23 protein-coding genes are annotated in these 19,992 nt (G+C 62.1%); 7 read left to right on the top strand and 16 right to left on the bottom strand.

Annotated elements, in window-relative coordinates; translation table 11 throughout:
- On the bottom strand, nucleotides 1–165 hold a 165-nt coding region (locus tag AC1D0I_RS30665), incomplete at its 3' end, for a porin (protein WP_206619683.1).
- Nucleotides 166–396: 231 nt separating this feature from the next.
- On the opposite strand from AC1D0I_RS30665, the gene AC1D0I_RS30660 reads away from it, so the two are divergent.
- Nucleotides 397–672 (top strand): hypothetical protein, encoded by a 276-nt coding sequence (locus AC1D0I_RS30660; protein ID WP_477399810.1) that lies wholly within the window; start codon nucleotides 397–399, stop codon nucleotides 670–672.
- Between the two features lie 295 nt (nucleotides 673–967).
- Nucleotides 968–1,771 carry a CPBP family intramembrane glutamic endopeptidase gene (locus tag AC1D0I_RS30655; RefSeq protein WP_477399808.1) on the top strand — a complete coding sequence of 268 codons (804 nt, stop codon included), beginning with the start codon at nucleotides 968–970 and terminating at the stop codon, nucleotides 1,769–1,771.
- 157 nt (nucleotides 1,772–1,928) lie between these two features.
- On the opposite strand, the gene era is transcribed toward AC1D0I_RS30655, so the two are convergent.
- The 9 genes from era to rpoZ all read right to left on the bottom strand — a co-directional run bounded on the left by era (nucleotide 1,929) and on the right by rpoZ (nucleotide 9,667).
- The gene (era, locus tag AC1D0I_RS30650; RefSeq protein ID WP_477399806.1) at nucleotides 1,929–2,861 is read right to left on the bottom strand and encodes a GTPase Era; all 933 of its coding nucleotides are present in this window, start codon (nucleotides 2,859–2,861) and stop codon (nucleotides 1,929–1,931) included.
- A 171-nt stretch (nucleotides 2,862–3,032) separates the two neighbouring features.
- Complete coding sequence (gene rnc, locus AC1D0I_RS30645) at nucleotides 3,033–3,779, bottom strand: ribonuclease III (protein ID WP_477399812.1); 747 nt, start codon at nucleotides 3,777–3,779, stop codon at nucleotides 3,033–3,035.
- On the bottom strand, nucleotides 3,779–4,528 hold the full coding sequence (gene lepB, locus AC1D0I_RS30640; protein ID WP_477399804.1) for a signal peptidase I: 750 nt from the start codon (nucleotides 4,526–4,528) through the stop codon (nucleotides 3,779–3,781). Before lepB ends, rnc begins: the two co-directional genes overlap by 1 nt.
- Before the next feature lie 77 nt (nucleotides 4,529–4,605).
- Nucleotides 4,606–5,019, bottom strand: a complete 414-nt coding sequence (gene acpS / locus AC1D0I_RS30635) for a holo-ACP synthase (RefSeq protein WP_095086581.1) — start codon at nucleotides 5,017–5,019, stop codon at nucleotides 4,606–4,608.
- A complete protein-coding gene (locus tag AC1D0I_RS30630; RefSeq protein ID WP_477399802.1) occupies nucleotides 5,016–5,615 on the bottom strand; it encodes a DUF2062 domain-containing protein in 600 nt (199 codons plus the stop codon). Before AC1D0I_RS30630 ends, acpS begins: the two co-directional genes overlap by 4 nt.
- A 251-nt stretch (nucleotides 5,616–5,866) precedes the next feature.
- Entirely contained in the window at nucleotides 5,867–6,247 is a 381-nt protein-coding gene (locus tag AC1D0I_RS30625; RefSeq protein ID WP_477399800.1) for a VOC family protein, read from the bottom strand.
- Between the two features lie 13 nt (nucleotides 6,248–6,260).
- Nucleotides 6,261–6,839, bottom strand: coding sequence for an orotate phosphoribosyltransferase (gene pyrE / locus AC1D0I_RS30620; protein ID WP_477399799.1), 579 nt, complete (start codon nucleotides 6,837–6,839; stop codon nucleotides 6,261–6,263).
- A gap of 66 nt (nucleotides 6,840–6,905) precedes the next feature.
- On the bottom strand, nucleotides 6,906–9,134 hold the full coding sequence (locus AC1D0I_RS30615; protein ID WP_477399797.1) for a RelA/SpoT family protein: 2,229 nt from the start codon (nucleotides 9,132–9,134) through the stop codon (nucleotides 6,906–6,908).
- A 131-nt stretch (nucleotides 9,135–9,265) separates the two neighbouring features.
- Nucleotides 9,266–9,667, bottom strand: coding sequence for a DNA-directed RNA polymerase subunit omega (gene rpoZ / locus AC1D0I_RS30610; RefSeq protein WP_095086596.1), 402 nt, complete (start codon nucleotides 9,665–9,667; stop codon nucleotides 9,266–9,268).
- A 326-nt stretch (nucleotides 9,668–9,993) separates the two neighbouring features.
- On the opposite strand from rpoZ, the gene AC1D0I_RS30605 reads away from it, so the two are divergent.
- Complete coding sequence (locus AC1D0I_RS30605; RefSeq protein ID WP_095086599.1) at nucleotides 9,994–10,575, top strand: LabA-like NYN domain-containing protein; 582 nt, start codon at nucleotides 9,994–9,996, stop codon at nucleotides 10,573–10,575.
- An 11-nt stretch (nucleotides 10,576–10,586) separates the two neighbouring features.
- On the top strand, nucleotides 10,587–11,243 hold the full coding sequence (locus AC1D0I_RS30600) for a uracil-DNA glycosylase (protein WP_457153439.1): 657 nt from the start codon (nucleotides 10,587–10,589) through the stop codon (nucleotides 11,241–11,243).
- A 9-nt stretch (nucleotides 11,244–11,252) separates the two neighbouring features.
- Here AC1D0I_RS30600 and AC1D0I_RS30595 read toward each other — a convergent pair whose 3' ends face one another.
- Entirely contained in the window at nucleotides 11,253–12,266 is a 1,014-nt protein-coding gene (locus AC1D0I_RS30595) for a zinc-binding alcohol dehydrogenase family protein (protein ID WP_477399795.1), read from the bottom strand.
- A gap of 110 nt (nucleotides 12,267–12,376) precedes the next feature.
- On the opposite strand from AC1D0I_RS30595, the gene AC1D0I_RS30590 reads away from it, so the two are divergent.
- On the top strand, nucleotides 12,377–12,739 hold the full coding sequence (locus tag AC1D0I_RS30590; RefSeq protein WP_167392168.1) for a winged helix-turn-helix transcriptional regulator: 363 nt from the start codon (nucleotides 12,377–12,379) through the stop codon (nucleotides 12,737–12,739).
- Between the two features lie 69 nt (nucleotides 12,740–12,808).
- Here the strand turns inward: AC1D0I_RS30590 and AC1D0I_RS30585 are convergent, their stop codons facing one another.
- Genes AC1D0I_RS30585 through dapA form a run of 3 tightly spaced genes read right to left on the bottom strand, consistent with a single transcriptional unit; the run spans nucleotide 12,809 to nucleotide 14,945 of the window.
- The gene (locus AC1D0I_RS30585) at nucleotides 12,809–13,522 is read right to left on the bottom strand and encodes a glycoside hydrolase family 25 protein (RefSeq protein WP_477399793.1); all 714 of its coding nucleotides are present in this window, start codon (nucleotides 13,520–13,522) and stop codon (nucleotides 12,809–12,811) included.
- 36 nt (nucleotides 13,523–13,558) lie between these two features.
- Nucleotides 13,559–14,038: an SsrA-binding protein SmpB gene (smpB, locus tag AC1D0I_RS30580; protein WP_013896388.1), complete on the bottom strand. Its 480-nt coding sequence runs from the start codon at nucleotides 14,036–14,038 to the stop codon at nucleotides 13,559–13,561.
- Nucleotides 14,039–14,063: 25 nt separating this feature from the next.
- Nucleotides 14,064–14,945, bottom strand: coding sequence for a 4-hydroxy-tetrahydrodipicolinate synthase (gene dapA, locus AC1D0I_RS30575; RefSeq protein WP_477399791.1), 882 nt, complete (start codon nucleotides 14,943–14,945; stop codon nucleotides 14,064–14,066).
- Between the two features lie 292 nt (nucleotides 14,946–15,237).
- Between dapA and AC1D0I_RS30570 the strand changes: the two genes are divergently transcribed.
- Nucleotides 15,238–17,268 (top strand): lytic transglycosylase domain-containing protein, encoded by a 2,031-nt coding sequence (locus AC1D0I_RS30570; protein WP_477399789.1) that lies wholly within the window; start codon nucleotides 15,238–15,240, stop codon nucleotides 17,266–17,268.
- A 155-nt stretch (nucleotides 17,269–17,423) separates the two neighbouring features.
- Nucleotides 17,424–18,317, top strand: coding sequence for an alpha/beta fold hydrolase (locus AC1D0I_RS30565; RefSeq protein ID WP_477399787.1), 894 nt, complete (start codon nucleotides 17,424–17,426; stop codon nucleotides 18,315–18,317).
- 63 nt (nucleotides 18,318–18,380) lie between these two features.
- Here the strand turns inward: AC1D0I_RS30565 and AC1D0I_RS30560 are convergent, their stop codons facing one another.
- Together AC1D0I_RS30560 and AC1D0I_RS30555 are read right to left on the bottom strand one after the other, a co-directional pair.
- Nucleotides 18,381–19,463, bottom strand: coding sequence for a tyrosine-type recombinase/integrase (locus AC1D0I_RS30560; protein ID WP_477226235.1), 1,083 nt, complete (start codon nucleotides 19,461–19,463; stop codon nucleotides 18,381–18,383).
- Between the two features lie 240 nt (nucleotides 19,464–19,703).
- Nucleotides 19,704–19,992, bottom strand: a 289-nt coding sequence (locus tag AC1D0I_RS30555) for a porin (RefSeq protein ID WP_477399785.1), incomplete at its 5' end; no start/stop codon positions are given.

Below are 19,992 nucleotides of genomic sequence, written 5' to 3'. Positions count from 1 at the left end.
GGTTTCGGTGCCGGGGATGTAGAAGTAGCCGGCGCCGTAGACGTCGCAGATCTTGACGTATTCGGCCGGTTCCGGTTCGGCGACCACGACAGCGTCAGCCGCGCGCGCGCCACTGACCGCTATCAGTGCCGCGGCTGAGCCGAGAAGGAGGCTCTTGATGTTCATTTTCTGACTCTCCAGTCATAATTTTAAATGGCTTCGGATTTGTGGCTGGCGGCAATGTTTTCCCGCCTCACCCCCACAACGAAAAAGGCCCGCACCGCTCGCCCTTTTCCGCGGCGAACATACCCATCGACCTTCTGCCTTCAATGACGATTCCGGAAATAATCCCGTTTCCATCAACAGATTAATGCTGTGTTGCACAAATAACACTTACCGCATTTCCAGTTAGCACAATTGGCACAACGTCATATATTCAATATACTTTCAGATAATTTCGCGGCTAATTATCTATTCGAGACATCAATTTTCTACAATTGCCGCCCGTATGCGAAATATGCGCCTGTTTTCGGCGAAAAGCTGGCTGGATATTTCTTCACCCACCGACCATCCGATGGCATCCGTCCGCCACTTGCGCTCTGGCGCTGCGCCGAAATGCAGGGCGACGCCTGCCCGGCCAGTTTTGCTTTTGCCGAGGCGATCGAACCCGCCGGAGCGCTGTCGCGTCGCTGATTGTGACGGCAGCCAACCGATCAAGACGATTCTGTGTGAGTTGGTCGCGCACCAATGATGCGGATCGTCCTGTAGCGACAAGACAGCGGAGCGATGTCTGTCCGGCGGAAATATCGGAAATCCTTCAGAAACCGCTCGGGATTTTTGGCCGCGCCGGTGCCAATAGACCCGGGTTGGCCGATGCGGTCGGCACGGCCTGCCGAACAATTCGGCTGGCTCGTCTCCAGATGCATGTCGACCGATCGGGCAGCCCGGCGACCTCTCGTGACCAATCTGCCCGCCGAGAGGACCCGACATGACTTCCGTCCCGAGCCTGGTGCGAAGGCACCAGCTGACCGCCTTCTTTTCGCTCGCGCTTGGCCTGACCTGGCTGGTGTTCATCCCATTCTGGCTGTCGAATGGCGACAGCATTCCCTGGTTCACCTTCGGTCCTATGGCCGCCGGCTTCATCGTAGCGGCCCTGTCCGGCGGCTGGGGTTCGGTCAAGGCCATCCTCGCCTCGATGGTGAAATGGCGGGTTCACCCGTTGTGGTACCTGGTGGCATTCGGCCTGCCCTTCGGAACACAATTGATCTCGATCCTGATCAATCCGCTGTTTGGCTCGGCGGCACCGGCCTGGAGCAATATTCCGGCCCTCTCCGAGATGCTGCCGATCATAGCGCTGTACGCAGTCTTCAGCGGCCCGCTCGGGGAAGAGCCTGGCTGGCGCGGCTTTGCGACGCCACGTCTTCTCGCCAGCCATTCAGCACTGACCGGCAGCCTGATCCTCGGCGTGATCTGGGCGATCTGGCACTTCCCGCTCGGCCTGGTCGGCGACCTCAGCCTCTACAGCACGATCAACGTCGTGCTGGCCGGAATTGTGTTCACCTGGCTCTATCAGAACACCGGCAGCGTGCTGCTCGCCTTCATCATGCACGTGACGCACCAGAACAGCGTGCGCTTCCTCGGCAAGGTCTTCACCGGCGGCGACTATGTGCAGCAGCAGTGGATCGGCGTGGCCATCTGGGCGATCATCGCCGTCGCCATCGTCGCCTACTACGGCACCGAGAGCTTCGTTCGCCGACCAAGGACGCAGCTTGCCCTGGCTGGGGCTGTCTAGGCGCGCAATCAGCAGGGTGTCCGAAACCCGGCACCGCTCCATTTGTCGGCGGCGCGGATGCGTATTGCCGGCGCTCGGGGAGCGGCGAAAGCCCCGCCAACAGGGCGACATCAAGTCATCAGTGCATGGGCGGCAAGCACTACATCAATCCCCAGGATTAGCGCGGGAATTCGAGCCCCATCTCGCGATAGCGCTCGGGGTCGTCACCCCAGTTCTCGCGCACCTTGACGAACAGGAACAGGTGCACCTTCTGTTCGAGGATGCCAGCGATCTCGATGCGCGCCGCCTGCCCGATGGCGCGGATGGTTTCGCCCTTGTGGCCGAGGACGATCTTCTTCTGGCTGTCGCGCTCGACATAGATGGTCTGGTCGATGCGCACCGAGCCGTCCGGCTTCTCTTCCCATTTCTCGGTCTCGATATGGGAGGAATAGGGCAGTTCCTGATGCAGCCGCAGATAGAGCTTTTCGCGGGTGATCTCGGCCGCCAGCTGGCRCATCGGCAGGTCCGAAATCTGATCTTCCGGATAATACCAGGGGCCGGCCGGCAGGGCTTCGGCGAGATAATCGAGCAGGTCCTTGCAGCCGGAACCGGTCAGCGCCGAGACCATGAAGGTGCGCTTGAACGGCACTTTCTCGTTCGCTGCCGCCGACAGGGCCAGCAGCGCCTCATGCTTGACGCGATCGACCTTGTTGAGGATAAGCACCATCGGCTGGCGCACATCCTTCAGCCGTTCGAGGATGGCGTCGGCATCGCCCCTGATGCCGCGCTCGGCGTCGATCAAAAGCAGCACGATATCGGCATCCTTGGCGCCGCCCCAGGCGGTGGTCACCATTGCCGTGTCGAGCCGCCGCTTGGGTTTGAAGATGCCGGGCGTGTCGACGAAGACGATCTGCGCATTTTCATGCGTGGCGATGCCGCGCACGATGGCCCGGGTCGTCTGCACCTTGTGGGTGACGATCGACACCTTGGCGCCGACCAGCTGGTTGACCAGTGTCGACTTCCCCGCATTTGGCGCGCCGATCAGCGCAACGAAACCGGAGTGCGTGGCGGCGACCTCCGTTGCCGGAGAGGTGTCTTCGGTGGCGGTCATGCCGCGCTCCCTTCATCAGAGCGGTTCATCGTTTCACGGAAACGCCGAACCGCTCTATCTCCTTGTTTTGACGCAATTCCCTGAGGGAAAGCGCTATACACTTTTCCCGGAATTGCTCCAGAGCGCCGCGCGTCTACTTGGACGCACAAAGGACACTCTAAAACTTTGACTCTACGCATCGTGCTTTCCAAAAATCGGCTCCGATTTTTGGCTCGATGCGCTGGCCCAGACGCCTTCACGCAAAAGAAATGCCGAAGCCGCCGCTTCTTCCGCTGCCCTGCGGGAGCCGCCGGTGCCGGTGGAAGGCGCAAAGCCGCTGACCTGCAAGGACACCGTGAAGACCGGCTGGTGGTCGGGCCCTTCGCGCTTGTCGATCACATATTCGGGGCGCGCATCGCTGGTCTTGGCAATCCATTCCTGCAAATCGGATTTCGGATTGAGCGGCTTTGCCACAACCGTGCGCGAGCGCGGCTCCCAGTAGCGCAGGACGAAGCGCCGCGCGGCGTCGATGCCACCGTCAACATAGACCGCCGCTATCAGGGCTTCGACGGCATCCGCCAGATAGTTTCCGCCCGAGCCACGCGACCGCGTCTTCAAGGCAGCGTCGGCCCGAACCAGATCTTCCAACTGCATTTCGATGCCGATCTCGGAGCATGTTTTCGCATCGACCAGCGCATTGAAACGTGGCGCGATTTCACCTTCAGGCGCGTCGGGAAATTTTTCGAAAAGCATATCGGCGACCACAAGCCCAAGCACGCGGTCGCCAAGGAATTCGAGACGCTGATTGTTGCTTGCCGCCTTGACCGCACTGGAGTGCGTTAATGCGGTCTCGAGCAAGCGGAGATCCTTGAAGACATGGCCGGTCTTGGCCTTCACCAAACCGGCCAGTGTTTCGCCTGTCGGGCGCTTCAAAGCCATCAATTGACGAAGTGGAACAGGCGCGAAGCGCGCATCAGCGTCGGCCATTTCCAGATTTCGAGCGGGCTCGCCTTGCCGGCGATCGAGAAGAAAACAAGATTGGCGCGGCCAACCAGATTTTCCGCCGGGACGAAGCCGACGGTGAAGCGGCTGTCCGAGGAATTGTCACGGTTGTCGCCCATCATGAAATAGTGGCCGGGCGGCACGGTCCATTCGCGGGTGTTGTCGCCGATCGAATTGGGCGAGATGTCCAGCGTGTCATAGCTGACGCCGTTGGGCAGCGTTTCCCGGTAGACGTCGATCGGCCGAGGCTCTTCGGTGATGTCGGGATTGTCGATCTGGCCGGTTTTCACACGCGGCACGCCGACGTCGTTGATGAACAGCTGCCCGTCCTTGACCTGGATCYTGTCGCCGGGCAGGCCGACCACGCGCTTGATGTAGTCGACGGACGGGTCAGGCGGGAACTTGAACACCACCACGTCGCCGCGCTTTGGCTCGGAGCCCCAGATGCGGCCCGAAAAGATGTCGGGCCCGAAAGGCAGCGAGTAACGGGAATAGCCGTAGGACCATTTGGTGACGAACAGATAGTCGCCTTCCAGAAGCGTCGGGCGCATCGATCCCGATGGGATCGAAAAAGGCTGGAACAACAGCGTGCGGATGACCAGGGCGAGCAAAAGCGCCTGCACGATGACGCTGACGGTCTCGCCAAGGCCGCCGGATTTCTTCTCAGATTTATCAACCACGCTCATGTCGTCCTCGATTGTGCGTTGGATGGTATAGAGTCTCGGCGCGCGCTGGGCAACGTCGTGCCGGTCGTCAGATGCAATCAATGTGGCGCTTCTTCGACGGGCAACGCCTCGATGATCACAAAGGCTTGAGCGAGCGGAAAATCATCGGTGATGGTGAGGTGGATTGCCGCCCGATGGCCCTTAGGCAGGATTTTGTCCAGCCGCGCCTGTGCCCCTCCCGTCAGCGCCATGGTCGGCGCGCCGCTGGGCAGGTTGACGACACCCATGTCGCGCCAGAACACGCCCTGCGCCAGACCCGTGCCCAGCGCCTTGGCGCAGGCTTCCTTGGCGGCGAAGCGCTTGGCGTAGGACGCAGCACGCGCACGGCGGTTCTCGGAGCGGGCCTGCTCGAGATCGGTGTAGATTCTCTGGATGAAGCGCTGACCGTGACGCTCCAGCGACTTTTCGATGCGTCTGATATCGATCAGGTCACTGCCGATGCCGATGATCATCGTGCGGCGGAACCGATGGTTCCGCCGGGATGAGACGATTGCCCATGCCGGCTTGCGCGCTCGGCGAGGCGCTTGCGTCGCTGCTCGCGGAAAGCGTTCATGCCCCAGCGCGTGACGCCATAGAACAAGAGGCCGAACACCAGCCCGAGCGGGATCGCGCCGATCAGCATCGGCTCGAGCACGGGCTTCCACAATTGCGCGAAGGAAAGCTTGTGCAGCATCTCGCCCAGATGCGCCGGTGGGCCATGCGCAGGCAGGCGGTCATGCAGGATCAGCTTTCCGGTTTCCCAGGAGGCGCCCCACAGCAGCGGAAAGGTCAGCGGGTTGCCGAAGAAAACCGCGGCAAGGGCCGCCGCCACCAGATTGCCGGCGATCACCCAGCACAGGATGGCGGCAATGGCGAAATGAAAGCCCACGGGAAAAAACGAGGCGAAGACGCCGGCGGCAACACCGGCCGCCACGGCGTGCGGTGTGGCCTTCAGCCGCAGGATGCGCTTGGAGAAATACTGAAGCGAGCGCGAAAACGAGCGGCGCGGCCACAAATAGGTACGCACCCGCTCGAGAAGGCCATCAGGCTTGCGGCGTCGAAAAAGCACTCTGTACCCGTTTCACAGCTCCCGCGCCGGCACTTTCAGCCGGGCGCAACAGCACTATCTTGCGCTTGACGATCCCCCGATGGCAATCGCCACGTTGATATAGCGACGCGCTGGCAGGAGAACAACCAACGCCGCCTGCTTGGCGTGCGCTTGTAGCCGCCCTTGCGGGATGGCATTCCCCGCATCGAACATTGGACAATCGCGGCGAATTTAAGGAACCGGCATTGCCGCATGGCCGAAAGGCGCGGCGGCTACGGCAAATATTCGCTGACCTCGACCAGATTGCCGTCCGGGTCGCGGAAATAGACCGACATCATCGGACCACGAGCCCCGACGCGTTCGACCGGTCCGAGTTCCACCACCACGCCATTGGCCGCGAGACGGGTGCTGACTTCGCCCAGCGGCCGGTCGGTGATCAGGCAGAAGTCGCCCGAGCCGGGCGTCGGCGCCTTCGCCTTCGGCTCGAAGGTGCGGCCCACCTGGTGCACATTGATCTTCTGGGTGTCGAAAGCCAGCGCTGTCGGCCGGCCGGGCGCATCGATGCGTTCAAAACCCAGCACGCGCTGATAAAAGGCGCAGGTCACGTCCAGCGAAGCGACCGTCAGCACGAAATGATCGATGCCTGCGATCATCTCGGCCTCGCCGTCAGATATTGCGGCTGCCCGGCTTGACCGCCGGTATGGCGGCCAGCTCCGGCGGCAGCCGGTCGGCCGGATAGGCCGGAACCTCATATTCGGCGAGCGCGATCAACGGCACGCCGACATGGGTCTTGCCGGCCGAACGGTCGATGATGCAGGCGGCAGCAATCACCTCGGCGCCGAGTTCGCGCAGGCACTCGATGGTCTCGCGGATCGACAGGCCGGTGGTGACGATATCCTCGACGATGACCACGCGCGCACCGCTGGCGATCTCGAAGCGGCGCAGGCGAAACTCGCCCCCTTCCCGCTCGACCCATATCGCCGGCACGCCGAGATGACGCGAGGTCTCGTAGGCAGGGATCAGCCCGCCGATCGCCGGACCGACGACGTAGTCGATCTTGCCCGGCACGCCAGCGCGGATCTTTTCGGCCAGCGCCTTGCACAGCCGCTCGGTCTTGTCGGCATGCATGAACACGCGCGCCTTCTGCAGGAAGACCGGGCTTCTCAAGCCCGAGGTCAAAATGAAATGCCCTTCGAGAACAGCGCCCGCTTCGCGGAAAATCCCCAGCACTTCATCGGTGTTCATTTCTGCCTCATCTTGATTGACTACGATCTTGTCCGAAAACCGGTCCCCACTTTTCGGGATCATGGTCTAGCCGTTGACGCGCCTTGCATCGCTGACGCTCGAATTGTCCTTGAGCTGCGACAACAGCCGGTTGAGGTGCTTCAGATCCCAGACTTCGAGATCGATCAGCATTTCGGTGAAGTCGGGCGCTGTGCGCACCATCGACAGCGTGTGGATGTTGGCGTCGTTCGACGCAACGACCTGGGCGATATCGGCGAGCGAACCCGGCGCGTTGATGGCGGTGACCGAGACGCGCGCCGGAAACCGTTCCTTGGTGCGCTCGTCAATGTCCCAGCGCACGTCGATCCAGCGTTCGGGCTGGTCGTCGAAGGCCTGCAGCGCCGGCGACTGGATCGGATAGATGGTGATGCCGGTGCCGGGCTGGACGATGCCGACGATGCGGTCGCCAGGCACCGCCCCTTCCGGCGCAAAACGCACCGGCAGGTCGCCACGCACGCCGCGGATCGGCACGGCGCCATCGCGCGGCTGGTCCTTGTCCTTGCGCGCCGCGCGGCCCGGAATCTGGAACAGCATGCCGGCGGCGTTGCGGATTTTCGACCAGCCCTCCTCGCGCTGCTTGGGCGCGGCGGTGGTGACACGCTCGTCCTTGTAGTCGGGGAACACCGCCTTCATGACATCGGTGGAAGCGAGCTCGCCACGGCCGACCGAGGCCAGCACGTCCTCGATATCCTTGCGCGCCAGCCGGTGCAGCACCTGCTTCAGGCTCTCCTTGGTGAAGGTCTTGCCGGCGCGCTCGAAGGCGCGTTCCAGGATGCGAATGCCGAGACCCGAATACTGCTTGCGGATGGCATTCTTGGTGGCGCGGCGGATGGCCGAGCGCGCCTTGCCGGTGACGACGACCGATTCCCAGGCCGCCGGCGGCACCTGCGCCTTGGAGCGGATGATCTCGACCTCGTCGCCGTTCTTCAGTTCCGTCATCAGCGGCATGATGCGGCCGTTGACCTTGGCGCCGACGCAGGTGTCGCCGACATCGGTGTGCACGGCATAGGCGAAATCGATGGGCGTAGCACCTCGCGGCAGTGCAATCAGCATGCCTTTCGGCGTGAAGCAGAACACCTGATCCTGGAACAGTTCCAATTTGGTGTTTTCGAGAAAATCTTCCGGATTGTCACCCTCGGCAAGCTGCTCGATGGTGCGCCGCAGCCAGGCATAGGCGTTGGTCTCCTTCGAGATCGCATGGGCGGCGCCGTTGGTCTTGCCGCCAGTGTCCTTATAGATCGAATGCGCTGCGACGCCGTATTCGGCGATCTTGTTCATCTCGCGGGTTCGGATCTGCAGCTCGACGCGCTGGCGCGACGGCCCGACGATGGTGGTGTGGATCGACCTGTAGTCGTTCTGCTTCGGCGTCGAGATGTAATCCTTGAAGCGGCCGGGCACCATCGACCAGGCGGTGTGGATGGCTCCGAGCGCGCGATAACAATCCTCCAYCGTATCGACGACGACACGGAAGCCGAAGATGTCGGACAGCTGCTCGAAGGACAGCGCCTTGGCCTCCATCTTGCGGAACACCGACCACGGCTTTTTCTGACGGCTTTTCACGCTGGCCTTGATCGCATGCTTTTCGAACAGCGCGGACAACGCCTTCTCGATCTCGGACAGCACATCCTTGTTGCGCTCGAAGATTTCGGCGAGCCGGGCAGTGACGGCGCGATAGGCTTCCGGGTTGATGTAGCGGAAGGCGATCTCCTCCAGCTCCTCGCGCATGCCCTGCATGCCCATGCGCCCGGCGAGCGGCGCATAGATGTCCATCGTCTCCTCGGCGATGCGCAGGCGCTTGGCCTCCGGCATATGGTCGAGGGTGCGCATGTTGTGCAAACGGTCGGCGAGCTTGACCAAAAGGACGCGGACATCCTCCGAAATCGCCAGCAGAAGCTTACGCAGGTTTTCCGCCTGCTCGGCCTTCTTCGACACGAGATCGAGTTTCTTGAGCTTGGTCAGCCCCTCGACCAACTTGCCCATTTCGGGGCCGAACAGCTCATCGATTTCGGCCCGCGTCGCCGTGGTGTCCTCAATGGTGTCGTGCAGCAGGGCGACCGCGATCGTCGCCTCGTCCATGTGCATTTCGGTGAGGATGGCGGCGACTTCGAGCGGATGCGAGAAATAAGGATCGCCGGAAGCGCGCTTCTGGTGGCCATGCTTCTGCATGGCATAGACATAGGCCTTGTTGAGCAACGCCTCGTTGACGTCAGGCTTGTAGCGCTGGACGCGCTCGACAAGCTCATACTGACGCATCATGGGCGTGATCTCGCAGCGGTGAAATGAATCATGCGCCGCACTGCTGTACGGCGCATGTCATAGATAGCCACGAAACTGCCGATACGGAAGTGCGGAAGATTGTTCCAGCGACCTCCAGAACGGAGGCTCGCTTAGTAGTCGTCGCTCTTTTCCGGGGGCACCAGGCCCTCGATGCCGGCCAGGAGATCTTCCTCGGTCATCCGGTCGAAGGTAATGTTCTCCTCGGCGTCGTCGGCATCGGTGGCCGCGACTGCGGCGCCGGTCTGGTCGGCAATCGCCTCGCCATCGGCTTCGGGCTCGTCGACCTCGACATGCTTCTGCAGCGAGTGGATCAGGTCTTCCTTGAGGTCGTCGGGCGACAGTGTCTCGTCGGCGATCTCGCGCAGCGCCACGACCGGGTTCTTGTCGTTGTCACGCGGCACGGTGATCGGCGCGCCCTGGCTGATCTGGCGGGCACGGTGGCCGGCAAGGAGCACCAGCTCGAAGCGGTTGTCGACCTTGTCGATGCAATCTTCAACGGTTACGCGGGCCATGGACTGCCCCTTTCATGCGATGGATTTGATGGAAATCAGGCGCGGTCCTTAACCCGAACGCCGCCAAAACACAAGCATCATGGCAATGGTGGGGTCGCAGGGCCGCCAACCCCTTCATTTAAACACCCGATCGGCCAAATCAGGCTGCATCCATCGGTTCGGCGCCCGATCACAATTGCTTGCAGTGCGYCAACACGCCCTTGGATTGCCGTGAAACTGGCGTTATCTCGGATAGCGCGAAGGTCAGCCGGTTTATTATGAGCCTGACCGATAGTCGCTATCGCATTTCGTTAGACGGCCGATTATTTCGAAAAGGACTATTTTCCATGTTCGACCCTCGTGAAAAAATCGCCCTATTCATCGACGGCGCCAATCTCTACGCGACGTCGCGCGCGCTCGGCTTCGACATCGACTATCGCAAGCTCCTGTCGAGCTTCCAGAAGCGCGGCTACCTGCTGCGCGCCTACTACTACACCGCGCTGGTCGAGGATCAGGAATACTCCTCGATCCGTCCGCTGATCGACTGGCTCGATTACAACGGCTTCAAGGTGGTCACCAAGCCGGCCAAGGAATTCACCGACTCGACCGGCCGCCGCAAGATCAAGGGCAATATGGACATCGAACTCACTGTCGATGCGCTGGAACTCGCCGATGTCGTCGACCATTACGTCATCTTTTCCGGCGACGGCGATTTCCGCACGCTGGTCGAGGCGCTGCAGCGGCGTGGCCGCAAGGTGTCGATCGTCTCGACCATGGCCTCTCAGCCGCCGATGATTAGCGACGACCTGCGCCGCCAGGCCGACCATTTCATTGACCTGACAACGTTGAAGAACGAGGTCGGTCGCGATCCGTCCGAGCGGCCGATGCGCCGGCCCGAGCCGGCCGAAGTCGACGAGGACGACTACTGAGGCCGGTCGCGTTGACCGCCCTTTCCATCTCCGAACCCGGCCGCGACTGCCTGCTCTGTCCGCGGCTGCATGATTTCATCGCCGAATGGCGGCAACGTGAGCCATCCTGGTTCAACGCGCCGGTGCCGACTTTTTTGCCACCCGATGGCGACGACGCCGTCCGGCTTCTGATCGTTGGGCTGGCGCCCGGCCTGCGCGGCGCCAACCGCACCGGACGGCCCTTCACCGGCGACTATGCCGGCGACCTGCTGTACTCGACGTTGATTTCGCACGGTTTTGCGCGCGGTGAGTTCAAGGCGCGGCCGGATGACGGACTGGAGTTGGTCGGCACGGCGATCACCAATGCGGTGCGCTGCGTGCCGCCGGAGAACAAGCCGGTGGGCGCCGAGATTGCCACGTGCCGGACGTTCCTGGTGCCGACGATCGCCCGCTTTCCCAATTTGCGCGCCGTGCTGGCGCTGGGGTCGATCGCGCACCAGTCGACGGTGCGCGCGCTGGGTGGGCGCGTCGCCGCCTATCCGTTCAAGCATGGCGGGCAGCTGCCGGCCGGGGGCATCACGCTGTTTTCGAGCTATCATTGCTCGCGCTACAACACCAACACAGGTGTGCTGACCGAGGAGATGTTCGTCAGCGTCTTCAGCGAGATCGCGGCCTTCCTGCAGAAATAGCGCCGCCCTTCAGAACCCCTCCAGCACGATCTTGCCCTTGGCCTTGCCGGTCTCGATCAGCGCGTGGGCGCGCTTCAGATTGGCGGCATTGATAGGACCGAAGGTCTCGCCCAGCGTCGTGCGGATGGTCCCGGCGTCGACAAGCCGGGCCAATTCGTTGAGGTGCTCGCCCTGCGCGGCCATGTCCTGCGTCTCGAACATCGAGCGGGTGAACATGAACTCCCAATGCACAGAGACGCTCTTGCGCTTGAACGAATTGATGTCGAGCGATTTGGGATCGTCGATCAGCCCGAAACGGCCTTGCGGCGCGATCAGTTCGGCGATCTCGGCCAAGTGCCGGTCGGTGTTGGTCGTCGAGAACACAAAGGCAGGTGCGCCGAGACCAAGGGCTGCGACTTCGGCGGCGAGCGGCCTGGAGTGATCGACGACTTGATGAGCGCCGAGCCCAAGCGCCCAGTCCCGCGTCTCGGGCCGCGATGCGGTGGCGATCACCGTCAGATCGGTCAGTTGGCGCGCCAGCTGCACCGCGATCGAGMCAACGCCGCCGGCGCCGCCAATGATCAGAATGGCCTTGGCCGCGCCAGCGACAGGTTTCCTGACATCGAGGCGGTCGAACAGAGCCTCCCAGGCGGTGACCGCCGTCAAGGGCAGCGCCGCCGCCTGAGCATAGCCGAGCGAGCCGGGCTTACGGCCGACAAGGCGCTCATCGACAATGTGGAATTCGGCATTGGTGCCTTGTGGCGCCAGGGCGCCGGAATAGAAGACATCGTCGCCCGCCTTGAACAGGCTGGCGTCCCGACCGGCCGCAACGACCCGGCCGGCAGCGTCCCAGCCGAGCACACGCCATGCTCCGGCCTCGGGTCTGGCGCTTTGCCGCACCTTGGTGTCGACCGGGTTGACCGAGATTGCCTTCACCTCGATCAGCAGGTCACGACCTTTCGGCTCGGGCTTGGGCAAATCGATATCGACCAAGGAGGTCTCATCGCTGATGGGGGCTGGGATTTGATAGCCGACGGCGCGCATTTTGGTCTCCGCGATTGCTCTTGAGTGTTGTTCGGAGCAGAGATGCGGATTATGTGCCGGAAGCGCAAGAATGCACATATAAAGCACATAGTGTCGAAAAGGATACCGTCATGCCGCGCATTCGCCATGAGCGATTCGATTGCAGCCCCGGCTGCACGGTGGAGGGCACACTCCGCTACATCGACGGAAAGTGGAAAGGCGTCGTGCTCTATCATCTGTTCGAGGGCACGATGCGCTTCAACGAGATCCGCCGGCGCATTCCGAACTGCACGCAGCGCATGCTGACCAACCAGCTCCGCGAACTGGAAGCCGATGGGCTGATTGCGCGCAAGATCTATCCTGAAGTGCCGCCGAAAGTGGAGTACAGCCTGACGCCGCGCGGCAGAAGCCTGGAACCGGTGATCACTGCGCTCAAAGTCTGGGGCGATGCCAATGTCACGCTGGCGCCGGAGGCTTCCCAGGCTGCAGCTTGAGACGACGAGCGAGGTCCCGGAATGGCTTCAGGGGATCACCTGGCTTGGCAAATCACTTGGCTTGGGAGATCACTTGGCTTGCGGAACGATCGATCCTGATGATGGCGCGGACAGTGCGCCCAACACAGCCGGACCACCCTGCAGCACATTCAGGTCGACATCGCCGTTGATGCCGTCGACGCGCCCCTTGTTGTGGTACTGCCAGTAGATCCAGTCGCCGCGATCCGGCTGCAGCAGCAACGAGCGAAGCCAGAGCGGCCGGGCGGGGATGCGCCCGGCATAGGCCTGCTCAGCCTCGTCGGTCAGATAGACAATCGCCGGCTTGCCGAACGCGGCCTCGACTGGAGCGAGGAACGCGGCAAGTTCTGCGTTCAGTTGCTCGGGCGTTGGCCGCTGCGGGCAATTGCCGCCGAACTCGATGTCGACGACCGGCGGCAGCAAGGGCTGGTCGTGCGGCACCACCGAGATGAAATTCTTCGCCTGGTCGGCACCAGGCCGGCAGAAGGTGAAGAAATGATAGGCGCCGACCGCAAGTCCGGCCGCGCGGGCCTCACGCAGATTGGTGGAGAAGGCATCGTCGACATGATCGCCACCTTCGGTCGCCTTGATGACGGCGAAGGCGACGTCGTCGGCGGCAACGCGGCGCCAGTCGATCTGGCCCTGGTGATGGGAGACGTCGATGCCCCGCACCGGATATTTGCCGCGGTCCGGCGAGAATACCCTGAAATAAAGATAGCCGCCCGCAGCCATGAAACACACCAGGACCAGGCTGGCCAAACCCAAAAGGAGGATCCGGTTCTTCAAACGAAGGCCCCCAGCCTACCCCCGCTCTTTTAAGAGCCTGCCCTTCTCGCGCGACCAGTCGCGCTGCTTCTCGGTTTCTCGCTTGTCGTGCAATTTCTTGCCGCGGCCGACGGCGAGCAGCAGCTTGGCGCGACCCTGATCGTTGAAATAGATCTTCAGCGGCACCAGCGTCATGCCTTCGCGGTCGACGCTCTGTGCCAGCTTGGCCATCTCGCGCTTGTTGAGCAGGAGTTTGCGGCGGCGGCGCGGCTCGTGGTTGAAGCGGTTGGCCTGGAGATACTCCGGCAGGTATGAATTGATCAGCCAGATCTCGCCGCCTTCGACCGAGGCATAGCTGTCCTGGATGTTGGCCTGGCCCTGGCGCAGCGACTTGACCTCGGTGCCGGTCAGCACCAGGCCGGTCTCGATCGTGTCGAGCACCTCATAGGAAAACCGCGCCTTGCGGTTTTCCGCAACGGTCTTGTTGTTGGGATCGGCTTTTCTGACTTGATTCATGATGTGGAGAGGTGGCGCCTCATCCCTAGTTTATCAAGCCGGCGTGCTTCATCGCCGCATCGATCCTGTCGGCGGTCGACTGTTCGACGGTCATCAGCGGCGAACGCAGCACGTTCTCGACCTTGCCCAGCTTCGACAGCGCATATTTCGCGCCGGAAACGCCGGGCTCGAGGAAGATCGCCTTGTGCAGCGGAAGCAGGCGGTCCTGCAGGTCCAGCGCCTTGGCGCTGTCGCCGGAAAGCGTTGCTTCCTGGAATTCGGCGCAGAGCCGTGGCGCGACATTCGACGTCACCGAAATGCAGCCGACGCCGCCATGCGCGTTGAAGCCGAGCGCCGAGGCGTCCTCGCCCGAAAGCTGGATGAAATCCTTGCCGCACGTGGCGCGCTGCTCGGAAACCCGCTCGACCTTGCCGGTGGCATCCTTGACGCCGATGATGTTCTTGAAGTCGTGCACCAGCTGGCCCATCGTCTCCGGGCTCATGTCGATGACCGAGCGCGGCGGGATGTTGTAGATGATGATCGGCAGGCTGGYTGCCCTGGCGACGGCGGCGAAATGCGCGTAGAGGCCGCGCTGCGTCGGCTTGTTGTAATAGGGCGTGACAACGAGTGCGGCGTCGGCGCCGGCCTTCTCGGCATATTGCACCAGCCCGACCGCCTCCTCGGTGTTGTTGGAGCCGGCGCCGGCGACGACCGGGGCGCGGCCCCTGGCCACCTCGATGCAGACCTTGACGACATGGCGATGCTCGTCATGCGACAGCGTCGGCGACTCGCCAGTGGTGCCGACTGGGACCAGGCCCGTCGTGCCCTCGGCGATCTGCCAGTCGACGAACGCGCGAAAGGCTTTCTCGTCGAAACGCCCGCTCTTTTCGAACGGTGTCACGAGCGCAGTAAGCGAGCCTCTCAGCATGTCGTCCAACTCCTTGGCACTTCATTGTTCATGCATGTCGTTGTCCTAAAACCGGTACCCACTTTTAGGCGACATGCATCGGTGTTTCGTCGTGCGCGCCTTCTAGCCGAAAGCGAAGCCGCGCACCATAGTCTCGACACTGTTGCGCGGCAAGCATTGCCATGGTGCCAGCAGGCGCAATTCGAACGACCGCGCTAACTCTTTGTTTACGGGCTCTTCACGACCTAAGTTTAGGCTTCGAAGCCTCTGCGCCTGCTGGTAGAATGCCAGGACAAGGAAAGACGAAAAGACCATGCCGACCAGTCGGCCTCACCTCTTCGCGCTGCTTGGCGCCACGCTCGCGCTGATGCCGGGCATGGCGATCGGCGGCAGCGTCGATGTGCAGGTCACCTCGACCATCCCGATGCCGGGCCTGCAGGCCGAGGCGCTGCAGGACGCCTCGCCAAGCGTCGCCCTGTTGAAAAGCGGGCTGGATGCGCTGGCGGCTGGCGACATTCCCGGCGCCCGCGCCGTGCGAGATGCCCTTCCCGGCCACTCGCTCGACCAGCATATCCTTGCCTGGGCGATCGCGCTCTACGGCGGTGACAAGGTTCCGAGCGGCGATATTGCCGCCGCCGCGAAGATGCTGCCAACCTGGCCCGGCACCGTCGCCTTGCGCAAGAACAGCGAGCGCGCGCTCTATCGCGAAAACCCTGCCGCCGATACCGTCATTGCGGCGTTCGACGGCAGCCAGCCGCAGACATTCGAAGGCGTGATGGTTCTCGCCCGCGCCTATGTGGCGTCGGGCAATGCCAAGGCGGCGCGTTCGGTGCTGTCGCCGTTCTGGCGTACCGCGATCCTGGAGGCCAAGGACGAGGCGGCGCTGCTCAAGGAATTCGGCAGCCTGATTCCGGCCGCCGACCACCGTTTTCGCATGGAGCGCATGTTCTATGCCGATCGGGCGAATTCGGCGCAGCGCGTCGCCGGCCTCGCCGGTGCCCAGCAGCTTGCCGACGCCTGGGCGGCGGCGGACAGAGGCGACAAGAACGCGACGAAACTGCTTAAGGCCGTGCCGACGGCGCAGCGTTCGGCCGGCTACTTCTTCGCGCAGGCCGAATACCTGCGCAAAAAAGAGAATTTTGCCGACGCCGCGGCTGTCGTGATGCAGGCACCGACGGATCGCGAAGCTTTGGTCGATCCGGACGCCTGGTGGGTCGAGCGCCGGGTGTTGTCGCGCGAACTGGTCGACCAGGGCGACATGAAGACGGCCTACCGGATCGTCGCCACGCATGCCGCCGAAAGCGCCACCAATGCGGCGGAGGCCGAGTTCCATGCCGGTTGGTATGCGCTGCGTGGCCTGAACGATCCGAAAACCGCGGCAACGCATTTTGCGCGCATCGCCGACCTCGCCCAGGGACCGATGACGCTGTCGCGCGCCTACTACTGGCTCGGCCGGGCGGCGGAAGTCGGCGGCCCGGGCAGCGCCAACGACTATTTTGCGCGCGCCGCTGCCTTCGGCACGACATTTTACGGCCAGCTTGCCGCCGAACGCGTCGGCCGGCAGGCGCTCAACATTGCCTACCCGCAGCCCGATGCGGCCGACCGGCAGAATTTTGCCGGCCGTGAGGCCGTCAGCGCCATCAAGCGGCTGCAGGAGGCGGGCTACGACCGCTATGCCGAAACGCTCTATCGCGACCTTGCCGGGCAGTTGACCAGCCCAGGCGAACTGGCGCTGCTCGCCGTCTTGGCGGAAAAGCAAGGCAACCATTTCATGGCGCTGAAAGTCGGCAAGATCGCCGGCGCGCGCGGCATCGATGTCGGCGCGTTGTCGCATCCGCTCGGCGTCATTCCCGATTCGGCCAACATTTCCGGCTCGGGCAAGGCGCTGGCCTATGCGATCGCCCGCCAGGAAAGCGAATTCAACATCGGTGCCGTGTCGAGCGCAGGCGCTCGCGGACTGCTGCAGCTGATGCCGGGCACCGCCAAGCAATTGGCGAAGAAGGCCGGTTTGCAATTCTCGCAGACACGGCTGACCACCGACGCCGGTTACAACGCGACGCTTGGTTCGGCCTTCCTCGGCGAGCAGCTCGACCGCTTCAACGGCTCCTATGTGCTGACCTTCGCCGGCTACAATGCCGGTCCCAACCGGGCCAGCCAGTGGGTCGCGAAATACGGCGACCCGCGCGGTAAGGACATCGACACCGTCGTCGACTGGATTGAGCGGATTCCCTACACGGAAACAAGAAGTTATGTGCAGCGCGTAATGGAGAATTACGAGGTCTACAAGATGCGTATTTCCGGCAAATACGACATCGTTGGAGATCTCGTGAACGGGCGCGGCTGACGCAGCCGACCCCTCAAGAGGCGACTTCGCCGAAGCTGTCGATTCTGCCCCTTGCGGATTGGCCGCTCTCTCCAACCCGGTCTCAATTTGACCCCACCTTCCCTCGCCTGTAGCAGTCGTAAGACGATCAGGCAGCCGGAAGGAATCGCGTCCAGATGTCGAGCAGTGAAGGTTTCTCCGATTTTTTCTACAGCGCGCCGGATGGGCTAAACCTTCACGCGCGCGTCTATGGTGACGCGAATGCCGGTCCTTGGCCGGTCGTCTGCCTGCCTGGCCTGACCCGCAACGCACGGGATTTTCATGAACTCGCGCTCTATCTTTCGGCTCGAGCTCAGGCTCCGCGCAAGGTCGTTGCCTTCGATTATCGCGGGCGCGGGCAGTCCGCCTACGATGCCGATATCGGTCATTACAATGTCGGCGTCGAAGCCGGCGACATCCTTGCCGGGCTGGCGGCATTGGAAATAGAGGCGGCCGCCTTTATCGGAACATCACGCGGCGGGCTGATCATCCATGTGCTCGGCATGATGCAGCCGGCTATCCTGAAAGCCATTGTTTTCAACGACATCGGGCCGGTGATCGAGGCGGCCGGTCTCGCCCATATCAAGTCCTATCTTGAACGGACACCGAACCCCAGAACCTTCGCCGAGGCCGTGGCTGCCCAACGCAGCGTTCATGGCCAGGACTTTTCCGCTCTCACCGACGTGGATTGGGAGCGGATGGTACGGGCGCTCTACCGCGAGACGGATCAGGGCCTGTTGCCGGATTTCGACCCGAAGCTGGTCGGCACCGTTGCGGGTCTCGATCTGACGCAGCCTCTGCCTGCCCTATGGCCGCAATTCGACGCGTTGGCCGCGATCCCATTGCTCACCATACGCGGCGCCAACTCGAGATTGCTGTCCACAGACACGCTACGGCAGATGCAAGAGCATCATTCCATGATGGAGACGATCACTGTAGAGGGCCAGGGCCACGCCCCTTTTCTCGAAACCGGCGACTTGCCGGACGCCATCGCGGCTTTCCTTGATCGCGCCGAGCGACAGCGCATCTAAAGTAAACCCCAAGACCAATCGGGGTCCTGGGGTTGACACAACAGTATAAGCTAGCCGGCCTGCCTATTTGGCTTTTGAATTTTTCCGAGGCGCTTTCGGCGAGGCCGCGGCTGATTCGTCCCGCTGTTTCCGAGCCGTGGGCGGGGATGAAGGAGTGGTCACAGGCGACGAAAACATGGAGCCTTCCCCACTGCTYGCCGGTTGCTCGCCGCGAGGTGTTTCCAGGACGACCACACAGCCATCAAGGTCATTGGTGGCCAGATGCGCATAACGCATGGTCATCGACAGAGTCTGGTGACCGAGCCACATCTGCACACGGCGGATGTCGATGCCACCCTGCACAAGACGCGAGGCGCAGGTGTGTCGCAAGATATGCGGCACCACCTGATCATCGGCGCCAAGGCCGACTTCGGCTTTGGCATCGTTCCAGATGGCACGGAACTGTGCCTGGCTGAGCTTGGTGAACGGGCCTTTTGGCCGTCGGCCTTCGGCAGCCGGCAACTTGATGACCTCCTTGACCCGCTCGGTCATCGGAATGGTGCGGCTGCGGCCGGATTTGGTGATCCAGAAACTGACGCGGTGCTCCTGGATGTCGTTCCAGATCAGCCCAAGCGCCTCACCGAGACGGCACCCGGTATCGACCAAAAAAACTGAAAGCCTGTAGGCATCCTCGCTGCGGCTCCTGATGGCCGCGAACAGCCGTGCCTCTTCGTCCCTCTCGAGGAAACGAATCCGCCCCGCCCGCTCCTTCTGGCGGCGGAACTCGGGCAGGCTGTGGATATCTCCCATCTTATATGCCTTGCGCAGCAGTTTGCTAAGGGCAGCCATCTTTCGGTTGATGGTTGCGTTGCTGTTGCCGCGCTGGCGCAAGGTACCAATGAGGTTGTCCAGGGTACTCTGGTCAAAGGCGCTGAATCGCTCCCCAAGGAGAAGCTCATCTATCTCGCCGATGAAAGAGCTGACATTGTACTTATGCCGCCCATCATCCCATAATATGTCCCGGTATGCTAAAAAGAGCTCTCGAACCCTATACGACTTTACTTCTCTGATCTTGTTGTAACTGTATCGTATATTCGCATTTTGAGAAGAAAACATCGAAAAATGATCAGAAGGCTCACCCTCTTGAATCGCTTCGGTCGTCATCATTTGCCACACCCCCGAGTGGGATAGATCAGCCCTACCCGCTTGGAGGCGTCCTTTCAAGAGATTTGAATCACGCAGTTGTGATTTCATCCGCCCATCAGCGGATCCCACGAAATCACCCACGGACCCTATTCAGCTACCGTTACCCCCTGTTCCTTCTGTCTGCCTTGACCCAGTCACGAAACAAAAACAGCCCGGGCGTTTGTGCGCCCGGGCTGGATTTCACCTGTGTAGAACCAGCCCTTAGAACGAGCGCTGGAAGCGGAGGATACCGCCGACGCTGCTCTTCTTGTCGGCATGGGTCCAGTTGGAGAAGTCGGCGTCGTCGAACTTGCCTGCATTGAGGTAGTCGACTTCGGCCGTAACCGTGAAGCCAGGAACGACGTCGTAGGCGATGTTCGCGGCGACGCCGAGATTCTTCCAATCGTCATACGAGATCTGAGCGTTGAACGAGGTCTTCTCGTTGAACTTGTAGGTGCCACCGCCCCACACTGCCCAGTTGCCGCCCCACTGCTTGTACATACCGCGACCG

It is taken from the genome of Mesorhizobium sp. P2_D1, assembly GCF_056404455.1.
The sequence above is the reverse complement of the archived record's forward strand: the minus strand, read 5'-3'. Positions and strand labels throughout refer to the sequence as shown.